We start from the raw sequence: 15,667 nt of genomic DNA, 5'->3' as shown, positions 1-15,667 counted from the left end.
AGCTTGGCACATGCCCGAATCAAGCTCCTCTGCGCCCGTTCCCCAGAAACCATCCACCGGGGCTGCGGTGATCTACAGGGAGAAGCTCTGGCCCAATGTCTGGATCTGGATCATCGCCGCGGGCGTGGCCGGAGCCGGCATCCTGGTGTTCGCACCTATCAGCGCAGCAGCGGGTTTCACGGCGGCAGCAGTGCTCTTTGTCATTATGGCCGTTCTCCTGATCCTGTCCACCCCGGCCATCGTGGTTACCGACGAGTCCCTGACCGTTGGACGGGCAAGCATCGAGCGCCGGTTCGTGGGTGCGGTTGAGGGTTTCCGGGGTGCGGACGCAACAGCCGAACGAGGCACCCGGCTCAACCTGCTGGCCTACCTCTGCATCCGCGGCTGGATCGACCCTGTGGTTAAGATCGTGATCACGGATCCGTCGGATCAGACGCCGTACTGGCTTACCTCCACCCGGCACCCGGATCAGCTGACTGCGGCCCTGTCGCGCAGGTGACCCGCCCCGGCCGGCCGTACCCCCGCCGTCGTAATGCCTGGACCCCGGCCTGCCTTCTCACTCGGCTTTCCAGCTCCATTGGCCCCGACTGTTCGGCGCCGCCTGGGAATCAGCCTTCGCACTCCTTGCAGTAGAACCGGCCGTCCTTCTCGCGTGCAATTTGGGAGCGGTGCCGGACCAGGAAGCACGACGAACAGGTGAACTCATTTGCCTGGGCGGGAACCACCTGAACTGTCAGTTCTTCGCCGGAAAGGTCCGCGCCGGGCAGTTCGTAGCCGGCGGCCAGATCGCTTTCGTCCTCGTCCATCACCGCAACCGGCTTATCCGAGCGCCGGAACTTCAGCTCTGCGATGGAATCCTCTCCGAGCCCTTCGTCAGACTTGTGCGGCGCATCGTAGTCGGTGGCCATTGTCGCCATATCCCTCTTCCTGTTGAAGGCCGGTGAACATCACCCTTCATAACGCAGGACGCTACGGGTTTGTGCCCGGCTACAGCAGCCTTCCGCCGCCCCTTGGGTTTCCCCCTATACCCCGGCTCGGGCCGGAATATCGCGGCGCGCCCTGCCACTTGAGCCAAAACGGGTTCGGCGGGTGGCAGAGTTTCGATTGATAGTAATGCCAGGGTGGAGGATTTGTATGCAGGATCTACGGCTTGTAGGCGTGCACGACGACGGAGCACATCTCCTGTTGAGCGGTGCCGGCGGCGAGATGTTCCAGCTGCCGATCGACGAAGCGCTGAGGACCGCGAGCAGGTCGGCGGTGAGGCCACCGGCCGAGCGGCCCGCCATTCCCATGTCCCCGAGGGACATCCAGGCCCGGATTCGGGCGGGAGTGACCGCTGCTGATGTGGCTGAACTGTCCGGCCTGCCGCTGGCGAAGGTCGAACGCTACGAGGGACCCGTCCTGGCTGAGCGCGAGTACGTAGCCCAGCAGGCACGCAAGGTGGAAGTCGCCTCGCCTTCGCCGGGCCACGACATCTACCGGTCAGCTTTCGGCGACAACCCCGCCACGCTGGCTGACATGGTGGCGCACCGGCTCTCAGCCCATGGCATTGATCCATCCACCGTGGAGTGGGATTCCTGGCGGCGCCAGGACGGAACGTGGACGGTGCAGGCAAACTTCGAAACCAATACCGGCGGAAAAGCCGGCATTGGCGAAGAGCCCCCGGCATTGTGGACTTTCAGCCCAGCCAGGAAGTCGCTGCAGAACGCCAACCGGTGGGCGCAGCAGCTCAGCGAACTCGAGCCCCTGGACGGACCTGTCCCCGCGCGCAGGCTCTCGGCAGTTTCCGACCGCCCCTTCGACTTCGAGGCCGACGCGCATTCGGCCCGCCCTACGCCCGGTTCCGGGCCTGATGCTGGCCAGGGGGACGGCAAGGAATCGGACGGACTCCTGGACATGCTTCGCTCCCGCCGCGGGCAACGCCTGGGTGTGGACGAGGATTCCGACGACGCCTTGGCGCTGCTCCTGACCCACGGCGTCCCGGCCGCCCACCCGAGACCGTCGGAGGTGGCCCCCGAAGCAGAAGAGCCCGACGACGAGCCCCAGGATGACATCCCGGACGCTCCGGCTGCACAGGGTTCGGCAGCACAGGGCAGCTCCTTCGTTCGCCGGCGGGACGCCCGGCCCTCCATGCTGTCCCGCCTGAGCCTCATTCCTCCGCACCGGGATGCAATCGATGACACCTTGAAGCTTCACGACGGCGTGAGCACCGATACCCGTGAAATCACGATCGTTGCCTCCCCCCAGCGCCCCTCCGGCAGCACCGGTGAAGCCGCGAACGGGGACGCCAGCGGCAGCGGCGCTAACGGCGGCCCTGCCAGTGGCGGAGGCTTAGATGAGTTGTTGGGCGGGAACCCCCGGCGGCAAGCACCACGGAATGACGACAGCTCCCCTACTACAGGACAGTTGCCGGAGACCGGCGCCCCTGAGCGCCAGCCGGGCAGGCCCAAGCGTTCCAGCGTCCCTTCGTGGGACGAAATCGTCTTCGGTACGCGCGGCGACTAGCGCCAACAGCGAGCCACCAGCGCAAGCAAGCTCCTGGAACTAGGTCCCCGCCACGGCCCCGGCGCCACCTGAGCCACGCCAAAGGCACGCGTCCACGTCGAATGGCAGCAGCGGGTCCTGCTGGCCCATCAGGGCCGCGCCGTGCGCGGTGACGCGCCGCATGTAGTGGCGGCGGCAGAGGGTCTCATAGCCCACAACGGGGACGTGGTCCCCCAACGGCTCAACGGCGGCGGGATCTCCCACCATATCCACGTCGCCGACCACCACCTGCGCTCCTTCGGTGACCATCACGCCGTCGACCGTTCGAGCATTGTGGGTGGCACGGCGGCCGCACCAGCACAGCGCCTCCACCTGCAGCACCTGCACCCGGTCGGCGAGTTCGACAAGACGCTGGGAACCGGGAAACAGCCTGGTGCGGAAATCGGCGGTGATCCCGAACGCGAAGACGTCCACGTCAATCTCGTCCACGACCTTCGCCAGCTGTTCCACCTGCTCGGGCGTATAGAACTGGGCCTCGTCACAGATCAGGTAGTCCACCCGCTGCCCCTGCGTGCGCCGGAGCATGACTTCCTCCCAGAAGTCGGTGCCGTCCACGACTTCCATCGCATCAGTTTCCAGGCCCAGGCGGCTGGAAATGCGTGATTCGCCGGCACGGTCGTTGCGGCTGAAGCGCACTCCGCCGCGTCCCCTTGCCCGGTGGTTGTAGTCCATTTGCAGGGCGAGGGTGGACTTTCCGCAGTCCATCGTGCCGGAGAAAAAGATGAGCTCAGCCACGGCGGGAACTCCTGCCGCCGGCCGTGAAGCAGAGCAGGGGAACCTCCCGCTCGGCTTTGGTGAGCGAGCCGTGCTGGCCCACGACCTCCATGGCTGTGGGACGGACGCGACGGGTGTCGTAAAGGGCGACGGCGTCCCGTGCCGCGATCATGACGTCGCCGATCCTGCCCTCGACGGCTGTCCGAACCTCGCCGAACAGGCCCGCGGCCAGTGCGTCCTCCCGGGTGAAGGCCCAAACCTGCTCACCGAAGCGTGCCCGCCAGGCCGCGAGCAGCCGGTCTCGGACATCTTTCCCCGCCCCGTTTTCCAGGTAAAGGTGAACCATCCGAGGCTCCCCGGCCGTGTGCCGGACCCCTTCCACCAGCGCGGGATCAGCGGAAAAATCGATGCGTTGCTGTTCGGGAACGTCCAGCATGCCGTGGTCGGCCGTAAGCAGGATGGTAGTGCCGGCCGGAAGGGAAGCATTGAGCCGCTTCATGGTGGCGTCAAGCTCTTCGAGCTGGTGCTCCCACTGCTCGGACTGGCAGCCGTACCGGTGCCCGGCCTTGTCCAGTTCGTTGAGATAGAAGTACATCAGTGACGGACCGGCGGTGGACATGGCCTCGGCCGCCGCTTCCGTCCGGGCGTGCGCGGTGGTGGCTGAGATAAAGTTGCCGCCCCGCAAGGCTGCGCGGGTCATGGGCGAGCCGCCGAACTGCGGCAGGCTGACCGTGGTGACGTCCACGTGTTCCGCCGCGCGTTCCAGCACGGTGGGAAAAGGCTGCCACACCGCGGGGTCGACGCCGGCATCCCAGTTGCCGAGCAGGTTGACTACCTTGTCCTGCTCCGGGTCGAGCACGTCATAGCCCACCATGCCGTGCTGGCCCGGGGCCAGACCGGTGCCGAAACTCGCCAGGGCGGCCGCGGTGGTGGAAGGAAACGCCGAATCCAGCCAGACAGGCACCTCGCCCTGCCCCGCCTGGATAACGGAGCGCAGGAAGGGCGTGTGGGCTGATTTCTGCTTCAGCAGGTTCCGGCCGAGCCCGTCGGCCAGCACAACGCATACGCGCGAGGCGGCAGGCAGGCCAAGGGTGTTCGCGAACCCGTCAACGCCCAGGCTTGCCGCGGCGCTGGTGAGCACCTCGGCGATGGAGCGCTGACCGTAGGCAGGAGCGGCGGGCAGGACAACCGGACGGTGGGGCCGGGCGGAAACGTCAACGTTCGGGTGGCGGTCTTCGGGCATCAGCGCTGCTGGTGCCCGCGGCTGAGGCGGTTGCCGAACACTCCGGAACGCGGCCGCGGCGCCATCGACTGCACGTGTGGCTGCGGCGCGGGGGAACCGGTGTTCACTGCACGAAGCGCACGGGCGAACAGCTTGGCGTCCTGGACTGCCTGCAGGCCGTCCGCCTCCGCGCTGATGCGGAGGACGATGTCCTCCTGGGCTATGGTCCCGCTGTAGCCGTGGTCCGCTTCGCACTGCGGGTCACCGCAGCTGGCAGGACCCATGTCCAGCCGCTGGCCACCGGACCAGGCGATGGAGAGCGTTACTTCGCGGACAGGGTCGGAGGGCTTGTAGTTCTGCGGCTGGGAGTACATGTAGCTGAGGACCACGGACCGGATCTGGGCCACGGGGACTGACTCGGTGGAGATCTGGGCGACGATCTGCTCGCCTGCCTCGTCCAGCTGCTGGTCATCCACGTGTGTAATCACCAGCATGTCCGAGGTGAGCACCAGCACCGTGATGTGGCGGCGGACCTCGGCGCGGTCAAAGTGTGTTTCCAGGTGCACAAGGTGGGCAACGCAGTCGCGGCCGTCCAGGGCATCGTCGACTACATCGGCCACGAGGCGGGGGTAGAAGCCGGCCTTCTGGAGCGCACCATCCAGGCTCTGGCCCTGTGCGCTGTGGCTGTGTGAGCTGTGGTGGCGGACTGCCTGGGTTTCATTGCCGGGCGTTTCTGGCGCCGACGCGGGAGGCTGAGAGCTCATTCCCCCATTTTCACAGATCGGCCGTTCACTTGCTAACCGCGTCAGCCCAGCATGGCCCTGCGCGCGCTGTCCGTCCGCTTGGCGGCGTTTCCGATTCGGACATCCGCGGCAAGGGTGGTGGCTCCCGAGGTGCCGCAAAGGACCGGGTTGAGCTCCACCAGGGCGATCTCGGGGTGGTTGTCCTTGAGCCAGGCGAGGCGGCCGGCCAGATCCTCCAGGGCCTTAACGTCCACCGCGGGCAGGCCCTGGTAACCAAACAGCTTTTGCGCCGCCCGCGGCCCCCGGATGAAATCGTCCACGTCCGCCGCGGACAGCGGCGGCACCCGGTGCGCCCAGTCATCCAACAGGTTCACGGCGTCCCCGGCGAGCCCGAAGGAGATGACCGGCCCCAGCAGCGGGTCCTCGATGGCCCGGAAAGTGCAGGCCTGGCCCACCGGGGCCATGCTCTGCACTTCCAGCGCGGGGTCGCCGTAGTTCGAGAGCACGCGCCGCATCTGCAGCACGTTCAGGCGGAGCGATTCGGCATCCTGGATGTCCAGCCGCACTCCGCCGAGGTCCAGCCGGTGCCGCAGGGCGGGGTCGGTGGTCTTCAGCACCACGGGCCAGCCCAGGGCATCGGCGGCGTCAACTGCCTGGTCTGGATTATCAAAGCCCACGGAAGGCAGCACCTTGATCCCGTAGTGGCCGAGCAAAGCCGCTGCAGCGGCCGGGTCCAGCTTCTTCAGCTGTTCGCCTTTGACATCCTGGAGCAGGGCTTCAAGTTCCGCCCGTGCCAGCTCGGGGTTGCAGCCTTCGGGTTCGACGAAGTGCCCCTGGTCGCGGGACGCCCATTCGGAGTACCGGACCACCGCTGCGAGCGCAGCTACAGCGGCGCCTGGATTCGAGAAGCAGGGAACGGCGCGTTCCGAAGAGCCCAGCATTCCCTCCACGGAAATGGAAGGGTCCAGGATGCCGGTGAAGGCGGCCACCACAGGTTTGCCGGCGGTTGCCGAACATTCGGCCAGTACTTCCGCGATGCTGTCCACCGTCAGCCCGCGTGCGGGAAGCAGCGCCGCGACAGCCGAATGGATGGCGTCGGACTCGAGTGTTTTGAGCAGGCTTGCCCGCAGGGCGGGAAGGGCGATTGACTGTCCGGCGTCGAGGTCCACGCCAGTGACCAGCTGCTCGACGGCGAGTCCCTGGGACGAAGCGCTGTCCGCCACCACCTTGCCCAGCGCCTGGGAGTTGCTGAAGATGGCAAGCCCCGGGCCGGCCGGCAGCGGCTGGCCGGAAACCACCTGGGCGACGTCCACCAGCTGTTCGATGGTTTCCACCCGGATGACGCCGGACTGCCGCAACATCGCGTCCAGCGCCCCGGCGGGCGCCTGGGTGGTCCGGACCGCGTGCCCGGGCGGCAGCCGCAGCCCCATGGCGTCGGACTTGGCGACGATCACCGGTTTGGTGCGGGCGAGCCGGCGGGCCAGGCGGGAGAACTTCCGCGGGTTGCCGATGGATTCAAGGTAAAGGCCTACGGCGGTTGTCTCGGGATCGTCCTCCCAGTACTGCATCATGTCGTTGCCCGAGACGTCGGCCCGGTTGCCGGCCGACAGGAAGGTGGACAGGCCGAGCCGGCGCCGGTTCGAGGCAGCGTAAAGGGAAACGCCGATGGCAGCGGACTGGCTGAACAGGCCCAGTTCCCCCCGCAGCGGCAGGGTGGGCGCCATTGAAGCATTCAGCGACACCTCGGGGTTGGTGTTCACGACCCCCAGGGATGCCGGCCCTATGACGCGCATGCCGCTTGCCCGGGCCTGACGCACGAGGTCCCTCTGGCGCAGCAGGCCGCGTTCGCCGTCGTCCGCGAAGCCAGCCGATGCGACCACCAGCCCCCTGACGCCGGCTGCGGCGCAGTCCGCCACCACGGCGGGGACTTCTTCGTAGGGGACGGCGACGACGGCGAGCTGGACGGGATCCGGGACCTCGGACAGCTTGCCGAAGGACAGCATGCCGGCAAGCTCCAGCGCTTCAGGGTTGATGGCGTAGATGGGGCCGCGGAAGCCGCCTTCAATAATGTGCTCCAGCAACTGGTAGCCAACGGTCCCCCATTTGCGGCTGGCACCGATCACGGCAATGGACGACGGCGTCAGCAGGTCCCGCACACTCCTCGCCTCCGCGCGGTGTTCCCGGGACTCCATCACGGCACGGGATTTCTCCGTGGGATCGATGTTGAACTCGAGGCTGATGACGCCGTCGTCAAAATGCCGCCGGACGTCATAGCCCGCCTCGGAAAAGACCGTCAGCATTTTCCGGTTTTCCGGAAGCACCTCGGCGCTGAAGCGACGGATCCCGTTTTCGTGGGCAGCTGCCGCGAGGTGCTCCAGCAGGATGGAGCCGATGCCCCTGCCTTGGTGGGAGTCGGCAATGTTGAATGCCACTTCCGCTTCCGTGGGATCATTGAGCCGGTCGTAACGGCCGATGCCCACGATTTCGCCGCGGATGGTGATGACGAAGGCCACCCGGTCCTTGTAGTCCACTTCGGTGAAGCGCTTGAGCTCCTTGCTGGACAGCCTGGCCTTGAACGCGAAGAAGCGCATGTAAATCGAATCCTGCGACTGCCCGATGTGGAAGGCCTGGACAGCGTCCGCGTCAGAGGGATGGATCGGCCTCAAGTGCGCTGTTCCGCCGTCGCGCAGTACGACATCGGCTTCCCAATGTTCCGGATATTCGCCGTCCCCGGGCTGATCCACCATAGGCTTAGCCTAGCCAAAAACTTCCGCAGCACCGCAGCTCGCGCACAATAAACCGATTGCACAGTACCCAGAAGGATTTACCAACCCCCATGGCCCGCCGCCAAAGTTCCGCCCCCGCTGTGGATGACAGCTCCCCCTACACGGAGAACATCGTGGACATCGATGTCACCTCCGAAATGGAAGGCTCCTTCCTGGAGTACGCGTACTCGGTGATCTACTCCCGCGCGCTTCCGGATGCCAGGGACGGCCTCAAGCCCGTGCAGCGGCGCATCCTCTACATGATGAGCGACATGGGTCTGCGGCCGGACCGCGGCCACGTCAAAAGCGCCCGTGTGGTGGGAGAGGTGATGGGCAAGCTGCACCCCCACGGCGACACCGCCATCTATGACGCCATGGTGCGCATGGCCCAGGACTTTTCGCTGCGGCTGCCGCTTATTGACGGGCACGGAAACTTCGGCTCGCTCGACGACGGCCCTGCAGCCCCGCGGTACACCGAGGCGCGCCTCGCGGCTGCTGCCCTCACCCTTACCAACCACCTCGATGAAGACGTGGTGGACTTTGTCCCCAACTACGACAACCAGCTGACCCAGCCGGACGTCCTGCCGGCGGCGTTCCCCAACCTGCTGGTCAACGGGGCCACGGGCATCGCCGTCGGCATGGCCACCAATATGGCCCCGCACAACCTGGTGGAGGTCATTTCCGCCGCGCGGCACCTGATCGCCAACCCGGATGCAACGCTGGATGACATCATGCGCTTCGTTCCGGGTCCGGACCTGCCCAGCGGCGGCCGGATTGTAGGGCTGGACGGCATCCGTGATGCCTATGCCACCGGGCGCGGGTCCTTCAAGACGCGGGCCAAGGTGGAGGTCGAACAGCTTTCCGCGCGCCGGACCGGCCTGGTGGTCACCGAGCTCCCCTACATGGTGGGCCCGGAAAAGGTCATCGAGAAAATCAAGGACGCCGTCAACGCCAAGAAGTTGACGGGCATCAGCGACATCGTGGACCTGACCGACCGGAAGCACGGCCTGCGCCTGGTCATCGAATTGAAGAACGGCTTTAACCCCACCGCGGTGCTCCAGCAGCTCTACCGCTACTCGCCGATGAAGGACTCCTTCGGCATCAATAACGTCACCCTGGTGGACGGCCAGCCGCAGACACTGGGCCTGGTGCAGCTGCTGACCGTGTACGTGAACCACCGGATCGACGTGGTGCGCCGCCGCACCGTGTTCCGGCTCGGTAAGAAAAAGGAACGCCTGCACCTGGTGGAGGGCCTCCTCATCGCCATCGTGGACATCGACGAGGTCATCCAGATCATCCGGTCCTCCGACGAGGCCGCCGCCGCCCGCGCACGGCTGATGTCCATCTACGACCTCACCGAAATCCAGGCGAACTACATCCTGGAGCTGCGGCTCCGCCAGCTGACCAAGTACTCGCGGATTGAGCTGGAGAAGGAACAGGACGAGCTCCGCCGCGAAATCGCGGAGCTGGAGGCCATCCTCGGCTCCGAGGAACGGCTGCGCACCCTGGTGTCCGACGAACTGGGCGCGATCGCCGATGAGCACGGCACCCCGCGGCGGACCGTATTGCTCGAATCCGAGGCCGTGTCCCCCACCGTCGCCGCCGACCTCGCCTTGACTGCCGGGAAGAAGGGCAAGGCTGCCCCGCTGGCTCTCGAAATCGCCGACGACCCCTGCTGGGCCATCCTCACCACATCAGGCCAGATAGCACGGACCAGCAACCGTGAACCGCTCGCAGAGGCGGGGCCGAGGACCAAGCATGACGTCTACACCTCCGTGGTCAAGACGTCCGCGAGGGGCGAGATTGCCGCTGTCACCTCCCAGGGGCGCATGCTCCGCCTGCAGGTGATGGACATGCCGGTCCTGCCGCCGGTCTCGGGCCTGCCAAACCTTGCCGGCGGCGTTCCGGCCAAGGACTTCATCACCCTGCTGAAGGGGGAAACCCTGGTGGCGTTCGCTCCGCTCGACGAGGTGCTGGCCATCGGCACTGCCCAGGGAGTGGTGAAGCGGGTCCAGCCGGACTACCCCCTGAACCGCGAGGACTGGGAAGTCATCGCACTCAAGGACAAGGACTTTGTAGTAGGCGTTGCACCCGCGGGAGAGGACGATGCCGAACTGGTGTTCCTCACCAGCCAGGCCCAGCTGCTGAAGTTCAGCGCTGCCGTGGTGCGTCCGCAGGGGCGCACTGCCGGCGGCATGGCAGGGATCAAGCTTGCTGCCGGTGACCGCGTGCTGTTCTTCGGTGCCGTCCAGCCCAAGGATGAGGCCGCAGTGGTGGTGACCATCGCCGGCACCACCGGCGCCCTGCCCGGCACGGCGCCGGGTACCGCCAAGGTGACGGCGTTCTCCGAGTACCCGGCGAAGGGACGCGCAACGGCGGGAGTCAGGGCACACCGGTTCCTGAAGGGCGAAGACACCCTGCTGCTGGCATGGGCCGGCCACGGTCCGGCGAAGGCGTCATCTGCGGCCGGGGTGGCGCGGTCCCTCCCCCAGGAGCACGGCCGGCGTGACGGTTCGGGTGTCCCGCTGTCCCAGCCGGTCGAAGTGGTGGGCGCTGCCATGGCGTGGCCCGATCCCGCTTAGACTGCTTCCATGCCTATCGTTCCTGATGAAAAGGACTGGACCTGGGTTCTGACCCGTCCATGCCCGGAGTGCTCCTTCGACGCCTCCACCGTGACGCCGTCAACAGTCCCCGGCAGTATCGGCAGCATGCTCCCCCGCTGGCGCGCAGTGCTCCGGCGGCCCAACGCGGCCGAGCGCCCGGACGAGCACACCTGGTCCGCCCTCGAGTACGCCTGCCACGTCCGGGATGTGTTCAGCCTCTTCGACCAGCGGCTGAACCTCATGCTGGATTCAGACGAAGCCCGGTTCGACAACTGGGACCAGGATCAGACCGCCGTGGACAAGGACTACGCCAATGCGGACACCGCGGTGGTCAGCGCCGAACTGACGGCTGAAGGGAAGCAGGCGGCGGAGTCCTTTGCCGCCGTCCGCGAATCGGAATGGGGACGCAGGGGGCTGCGCAGCAACGGCTCAGAATTTACCGTACTGACGCTATCCCAGTACTTCCTGCACGACGTGACCCATCACCTTCACGACGTGGACGGCTGATCCCCCGTAAACGAACCCACAAGATGGTCCTCCCCGCGCTCTGGGGCGGCGTGCTCTGAACCATTGCGCTCTGAACAGGGGGCCAGCACCAGGCGGGCGTCCTCTGGCTGGATGTCGGCCGGGTTGTGCGTCACGAGCACCACAGCCCGGTCACGCAGGCCCTGCCGCAGGACCGCCAGCATGGCCCGGGCGGACTCCGCGTCCAGGTGGGCCGTCGGCTCGTCCAGCAGGATCACCTCGGCCCCGGTCATGAGGGTGCGGGCTACCGCCAGGCGCTGACGTTCCCCGCCGCTGAGGAACGCGCCGCCGGGGCCGATTCGGGTGTCCAGGCCCGCCGGCAGCCGCTCCACCAGGCCGGTGAGGCCCACCGACGCAAGCGCGGCGAGCATGTCGTCGTTGCTGGTTGTCCGGTCGCCGGTGGAAGGCTTGCCGAGCAGCAGGTTTCCGCGGATGGTCGAATCAAAAAGGTGCGCTTCCTGCGGACACCAGGCGGCCCGGCCGGTCACGCAGATGCGCCCCGCAGCAACCGGCAGGAAGCCGAGCAGGACCGACAGGAGGGTCGACTTCCCCGAACCCGAGGGACCCGTGACGGCGAGCCACCGCCCAGGCTCCGCCACGGCGTCCACCCCGGAAAACACCGGAGCACCCCCGGGCCAGGCGGCTGAAAGTCCGGCCAGTTCGACGCCGGGAAGGCCGCCCGCACGGGCAGGAACGGTTTGGAGACCATCACCATCGGCCGCGCCGCAAGCATCCTGCCTGCTCCCGTCCCGCTTGCTCGCCTCCAAGGCCCCGGACGCAGCGACGCGCTGCATGACTGTCCGCAGCGCCGAAAACTGCCGTACCGCCGTCGTCAGCGCTGCGAACGGTTCAACCAACGCCAGGAGCAGCAGGACCACTACGGCAGCCGTCGCCGGGGCGAGCTGGCCCGCCAGCACGGCTGGACCCGCAAGCGAGGCGGCTCCCAAGGCCGCGGTGCCGCAGGCTGCGGTGGTGAGCGCCTGGCCCAACCCGTCGGCCCAGGCCGAGCGCTGGGAAGCTTTGGTGGCCTGGCGGTCCTGGGCGCGCAGCTCCTCCAGAACGCGGGGAGCGGCGCCGTTGGCATGCAATTCTGCCCGGGCGTCAAGGGCCGCCGAAACGCGGCGCAGGACCCCGGAGCGGAGCAGTTGCTCCGCTGTCGTGGACCTGCGGTCGCCCCAAAGGGCCACTGCCGGGGCGAGCAGGAGGCTCGCAACGCTGGCTGCGATCACGGCAGGAAGCGCCGCCGGCACCAGCAGTGTCGTGGTCACCAAAGCCAGTACGGAAACCGCGAGTGCTGTGACCGGCGGCAGGACAACGCGCGGGAGGAGGTCGCGGACGGTATCGACATCGTCAATCACCGTTCCGAGGACGTTGCCGCCCTGCAACAGGCGCCGGAGCGGCAGCGCGCGCCGGCTCAACGCCTCCCACAGCCTGCCGCGCAGGCGGGTCAGTGCCGCGAACACGGCGTCGTGCAGGAGGAGGCGCTCACAGTACCGGAGCACAGCCCTGCCGATCCCGAAGAACCGGACTCCAACAATTGCGGTCAGCAGGTACAGGATGGGGGGCTGCTCGCTGGCGCGGATGATTAGCCACCCGGACAATCCGGACAGGGCGCCAGCGAAGACCGCCGCCAGCGTGCCCACCAGGGCTGCGGCGGCGAACTTGCCCTTCACGGGCGCCAGGAGTGCCGACAGCAGCCGCGCGGCGCTGTGCTTGCTGACGCCAGCCGTGCCGCCGCCACCCCCGGAAGCCTTTGCACTGACGGACGTCCCCGGCTTCCCGGCGGTAGTTGGATTGCTGGAGGCGGCGGCACCAGCAATCGAGGCAGCCGCCAGGTGTGGCTGAAGAATATCCGCAGGGTGTGCAGCCGTGGCCGTCAGGCCGTGTCCACCGACGGGAACCAAATGTTCCGCGAGGGCGCGGGTGCGTTCCTCATGGGCCACCAGGATGACCGTCACCTGTCCCCGGAGCCTCGCGATGGCGTCTTCGACCAGTACTGCCGATTCATCGTCCAGGTGGGCGGTGGGTTCATCCAGCAGCAGGACGGTGGCGCCGGCCTCGATCCTCGCCAAGCCGCGGGCAAGGGCCACACGGCGCAGCTCGCCCGGGCTCAGCTCCGCGGCGTGCTTGCCGGCAAGGTGTCCTGCTGCCGCGCGGACCAGACAGGCCCGGGCAGCAGCTTCCAGTCCCTGGTGCCTGTGGTCACTGGCTTCCCGGGCGGAGTCGCCACGCAGGTAGAGCACGATCTCGTCGAGCACCGTCTCTGCCAGCATGACCGGGTGCTGCGGAACCCACGCAATGCTGCTGCGGTCCAAACCCTGGATGGTGCCGCTGACCGTGGTGCCGGCCCCGTGGCCTATGGTTCCGGCCAGGACCCCGAGCACCGTGCTTTTGCCGGCGCCGCTGGGCCCGTCCAATGCGGTGATTCTGCCCTGTGGTGCGGTGAAGCTGAGCAGCCCGACGGCGGGCTGGGACCGTCCGTCGTAGCTCACCGTGAGACCGCTGACATTGATGGGCGCGCCCGGCCGGCCGGCCGGGGCTGCCGGAAGCGGCTTCGGCTCCGGCGCATCAGTGACAGCCGTGGTTTCGGCGAGCGCGACCCGGCCGTCGTCGCTGGCGTGATGGGCGGTTCCCAGTTCGCGCAGCGGCAGGTAGCAGTCCGGTGCAAGGATCAGGGCCAGCAGGCCGGCCTCCAGCGGCATCTCGCCATGCACCAGGCGGACACCGATGAAAACAGCCACCACGGCCACGGAGATGGTGGCGATGAGCTCGAGGGCCAGTGCTGAGAGGAAAGCGGTCCGCAACGTTCCCATGGTGCGGGACCGGTACTCCTCAGAAATTTCTTCGAGTGCCTTCCGCTGGGCGGTGGCACGCCCCAGGCCCACCAGGACCGGCAATCCCTTGGCGAGTTCCAGCATGTGGGTGGAGAGCCTGGCGAGGGAGGACTGTGCCTCGCGGACATTCTCCTCGGTGTACCGGCCGATAAGCACCATAAACAGCGGCACCAGCGGAACGGTCAGGACGACGACGACTACGCTGACCCAGTCCGCAAAGAGAATGCGCGCCCCCACCAGGAGCGGGATGGCCGCGCAGTTCACCAGGGCGGGCAGGAACTGGGTGTAGTAGCTGTCCAGCGCATCCAGTCCACGGGTGGCCAGTACCGCCAGTCCGCCGTCGGCCGGTCCCGTGCCGCGGACGCCGTTGCGCAGTGCCCTTTCCAGCAGCCCGGAGCGCAGTTCCTCCTTGATGCCGAGCGCGGCCCGGCGGGCTGCAACTGCCTGCCCCCAGACCGTGAGCGACCTCAGCAACACACCGGCCGTGCCAACAGCCACCTGGTCCGCCCAAGCTGGGTTCCCTGCCGTGAGTCCGGCCAGTGCCGAGGCCACAGCCTGGCCGATCAGGACCAGCGACAACGCCTTGAGGGCGGCGAGGAATCCCAGCCAGTAGATTGCTGAACGGGTTGCCCGGCCGGCCGGGAATGTTGGACGCATATCAGCCCTTGGTGGTGAAGGCCCTGGCGGCGATGGCCGGCAGGAAGCTGTGGGCTTCCGGGATGTGCGCGGCACTGACGCGCCTCCGGAATACCCAGTAGGTCCATGCCTGGTAGGCGATAACCAGGGGCAGTCCGAAAGCGGCCACGACACTCATAAGGCCCAGAGTGTAGTCCGAGGACGAGGCATTGGAAACGGTGAGGTCGAAGGCCTCATTCAGCGTGGAGGGCAGCACCACCGGGAACACGGCGCCGAAGATGGATGCCGTACCCAAAGCCAGGAAGGCTCCCAGCGCAATGAAGGCCTTGCCCTCCGCTCCCTTTCGCCCCATGGTCCAGGCGGCAGCTGCCGCGGCAACCGCCAGCAGGACCAGCGCCCAGGTCCAGGGCTTGCCTTCGAGGAACTGGATGCTGAGCGCCCAGCCGGCAATCGGCAGGAGAAGGGCGGGGAGCAGGCGGACGAACCACTTGCGCGCGCGGTGCCTCACATCGCCGTCGGTCTTCAACGCCAGGAAGGCGAGGGCGTGCACCAGCGAGAACCCCACCACGGCCAGCCCGCCCAGCACGGCGTAGCCGCTGAACCAGGCGAGCGGCCCGCCTTCGCGGTCTCCATTGGCGTTCAGCGGGAGGCCGGTGGTGGTCAGGGCCAGTGCCGCGCCCACGCCGAAGGCCGCGAAGAAGGACCCCAGGGCAATGGCCCAGTCCCAACGGGTCCGCCACTGGTCCGTGTCCACCTTGCCGCGGTATTCGAAGGCCACGGCCCGGAAGATCAGGGCAACCAGGACCACCAGCAGCGGCAGGTAGAGGGCGGAGAACAGCGAGGCGTACCAGAGCGGGAAAGCGGCAAAGGTTGCTCCGGCGGCCGTCAGGAGCCACACCTCGTTGCCGTCCCACACCGGGCCCACGGTGTTGAGCAGGACGCGGCGTTCGGTATTGTCCCGGGCGAACAGCTTCATCAGCATCCCGACGCCCAGGTCAAAGCCCTCAAGGAAGAGGTAGCCGGTCCACAGCACTGCTATGGCGATGAACCAGATGGTTGGCAGCAGTTCCATTCTTCGTTT

At 67.3% G+C, this 15,667-nt stretch carries 11 protein-coding genes; 4 read left to right on the top strand and 7 right to left on the bottom strand.

The genetic code is table 11. From position 1 onward, the window contains the following. Nucleotides 1-10 precede the first annotated feature (10 nt). Entirely contained in the window at nucleotides 11-499 is a 489-nt protein-coding gene (locus tag CXQ88_RS11295; protein WP_104044271.1) for a DUF3093 domain-containing protein, read from the top strand. Nucleotides 500-608: 109 nt separating this feature from the next. Here the strand turns inward: CXQ88_RS11295 and CXQ88_RS11290 are convergent, their stop codons facing one another. Then, on the bottom strand, nucleotides 609-908 hold the full coding sequence (locus CXQ88_RS11290) for a DUF4193 domain-containing protein (RefSeq protein WP_104044365.1): 300 nt from the start codon (nucleotides 906-908) through the stop codon (nucleotides 609-611). A 226-nt stretch (nucleotides 909-1,134) separates the two neighbouring features. Between CXQ88_RS11290 and sepH the strand changes: the two genes are divergently transcribed. Further along, nucleotides 1,135-2,505 (top strand): septation protein SepH, encoded by a 1,371-nt coding sequence (gene sepH / locus CXQ88_RS11285; RefSeq protein ID WP_104044270.1) that lies wholly within the window; start codon nucleotides 1,135-1,137, stop codon nucleotides 2,503-2,505. Between the two features lie 39 nt (nucleotides 2,506-2,544). Here sepH and CXQ88_RS11280 read toward each other — a convergent pair whose 3' ends face one another. From CXQ88_RS11280 to CXQ88_RS11265, 4 genes are read right to left on the bottom strand one after another with little or no spacing between them, the layout of a single operon-like run. Continuing rightward, nucleotides 2,545-3,279 (bottom strand): thymidine kinase, encoded by a 735-nt coding sequence (locus CXQ88_RS11280; protein WP_104044269.1) that lies wholly within the window; start codon nucleotides 3,277-3,279, stop codon nucleotides 2,545-2,547. Further along, a complete protein-coding gene (locus tag CXQ88_RS11275) occupies nucleotides 3,272-4,501 on the bottom strand; it encodes an alkaline phosphatase family protein (protein WP_104044268.1) in 1,230 nt (409 codons plus the stop codon). Before CXQ88_RS11275 ends, CXQ88_RS11280 begins: the two co-directional genes overlap by 8 nt. Further along, nucleotides 4,501-5,244, bottom strand: a complete 744-nt coding sequence (locus CXQ88_RS11270) for a DUF5998 family protein (protein ID WP_104044267.1) — start codon at nucleotides 5,242-5,244, stop codon at nucleotides 4,501-4,503. Before CXQ88_RS11270 ends, CXQ88_RS11275 begins: the two co-directional genes overlap by 1 nt. A gap of 41 nt (nucleotides 5,245-5,285) precedes the next feature. Continuing rightward, nucleotides 5,286-7,970, bottom strand: coding sequence for a bifunctional acetate--CoA ligase family protein/GNAT family N-acetyltransferase (locus tag CXQ88_RS11265; protein ID WP_104044266.1), 2,685 nt, complete (start codon nucleotides 7,968-7,970; stop codon nucleotides 5,286-5,288). An 89-nt stretch (nucleotides 7,971-8,059) separates the two neighbouring features. Between CXQ88_RS11265 and CXQ88_RS11260 the strand changes: the two genes are divergently transcribed. Together CXQ88_RS11260 and CXQ88_RS11255 are read left to right on the top strand one after the other, a co-directional pair. Next, nucleotides 8,060-10,570: a DNA gyrase/topoisomerase IV subunit A gene (locus CXQ88_RS11260; protein ID WP_104044265.1), complete on the top strand. Its 2,511-nt coding sequence runs from the start codon at nucleotides 8,060-8,062 to the stop codon at nucleotides 10,568-10,570. A gap of 9 nt (nucleotides 10,571-10,579) precedes the next feature. Further along, the gene (locus CXQ88_RS11255) at nucleotides 10,580-11,098 is read left to right on the top strand and encodes a DinB family protein (RefSeq protein WP_104044264.1); all 519 of its coding nucleotides are present in this window, start codon (nucleotides 10,580-10,582) and stop codon (nucleotides 11,096-11,098) included. Here CXQ88_RS11255 and cydD read toward each other — a convergent pair. Further along, nucleotides 11,080-14,607 (bottom strand): thiol reductant ABC exporter subunit CydD, encoded by a 3,528-nt coding sequence (cydD, locus tag CXQ88_RS11250; RefSeq protein WP_104044263.1) that lies wholly within the window; start codon nucleotides 14,605-14,607, stop codon nucleotides 11,080-11,082. The two genes, CXQ88_RS11255 and cydD, sit on opposite strands and share 19 nt — an antisense overlap. A gap of 1 nt (nucleotide 14,608) precedes the next feature. Next, complete coding sequence (gene cydB / locus CXQ88_RS11245) at nucleotides 14,609-15,658, bottom strand: cytochrome d ubiquinol oxidase subunit II (protein WP_104044262.1); 1,050 nt, start codon at nucleotides 15,656-15,658, stop codon at nucleotides 14,609-14,611. Nucleotides 15,659-15,667: the final 9 nt, after the last annotated feature.

Source organism: Arthrobacter sp. ZGTC412 (assembly GCF_002929215.1).
GTDB lineage: Bacteria > Actinomycetota > Actinomycetes > Actinomycetales > Micrococcaceae > Arthrobacter.
The sequence above is the reverse complement of the archived record's forward strand: the minus strand, read 5'-3'. Positions and strand labels throughout refer to the sequence as shown.

Coding starts and splice junctions, on each gene's coding strand:
- CXQ88_RS11295 (WP_104044271.1), top strand. CDS start 11: ATGCCCGAATCAAGCTCCTCTGCGCCCGTTCCCCAGAAACCATCCACC.
- CXQ88_RS11290 (WP_104044365.1), bottom strand. CDS start 908: ATGGCCACCGACTACGATGCGCCGCACAAGTCTGACGAAGGGCTCGGA.
- sepH (WP_104044270.1), top strand. CDS start 1,135: ATGCAGGATCTACGGCTTGTAGGCGTGCACGACGACGGAGCACATCTC.
- CXQ88_RS11275 (WP_104044268.1), bottom strand. CDS start 4,501: ATGCCCGAAGACCGCCACCCGAACGTTGACGTTTCCGCCCGGCCCCAC.
- CXQ88_RS11270 (WP_104044267.1), bottom strand. CDS start 5,244: ATGAGCTCTCAGCCTCCCGCGTCGGCGCCAGAAACGCCCGGCAATGAA.
- CXQ88_RS11265 (WP_104044266.1), bottom strand. CDS start 7,970: ATGGTGGATCAGCCCGGGGACGGCGAATATCCGGAACATTGGGAAGCC.
- CXQ88_RS11260 (WP_104044265.1), top strand. CDS start 8,060: ATGGCCCGCCGCCAAAGTTCCGCCCCCGCTGTGGATGACAGCTCCCCC.
- CXQ88_RS11255 (WP_104044264.1), top strand. CDS start 10,580: ATGCCTATCGTTCCTGATGAAAAGGACTGGACCTGGGTTCTGACCCGT.
- cydD (WP_104044263.1), bottom strand. CDS start 14,607: ATGCGTCCAACATTCCCGGCCGGCCGGGCAACCCGTTCAGCAATCTAC.
- cydB (WP_104044262.1), bottom strand. CDS start 15,658: ATGGAACTGCTGCCAACCATCTGGTTCATCGCCATAGCAGTGCTGTGG.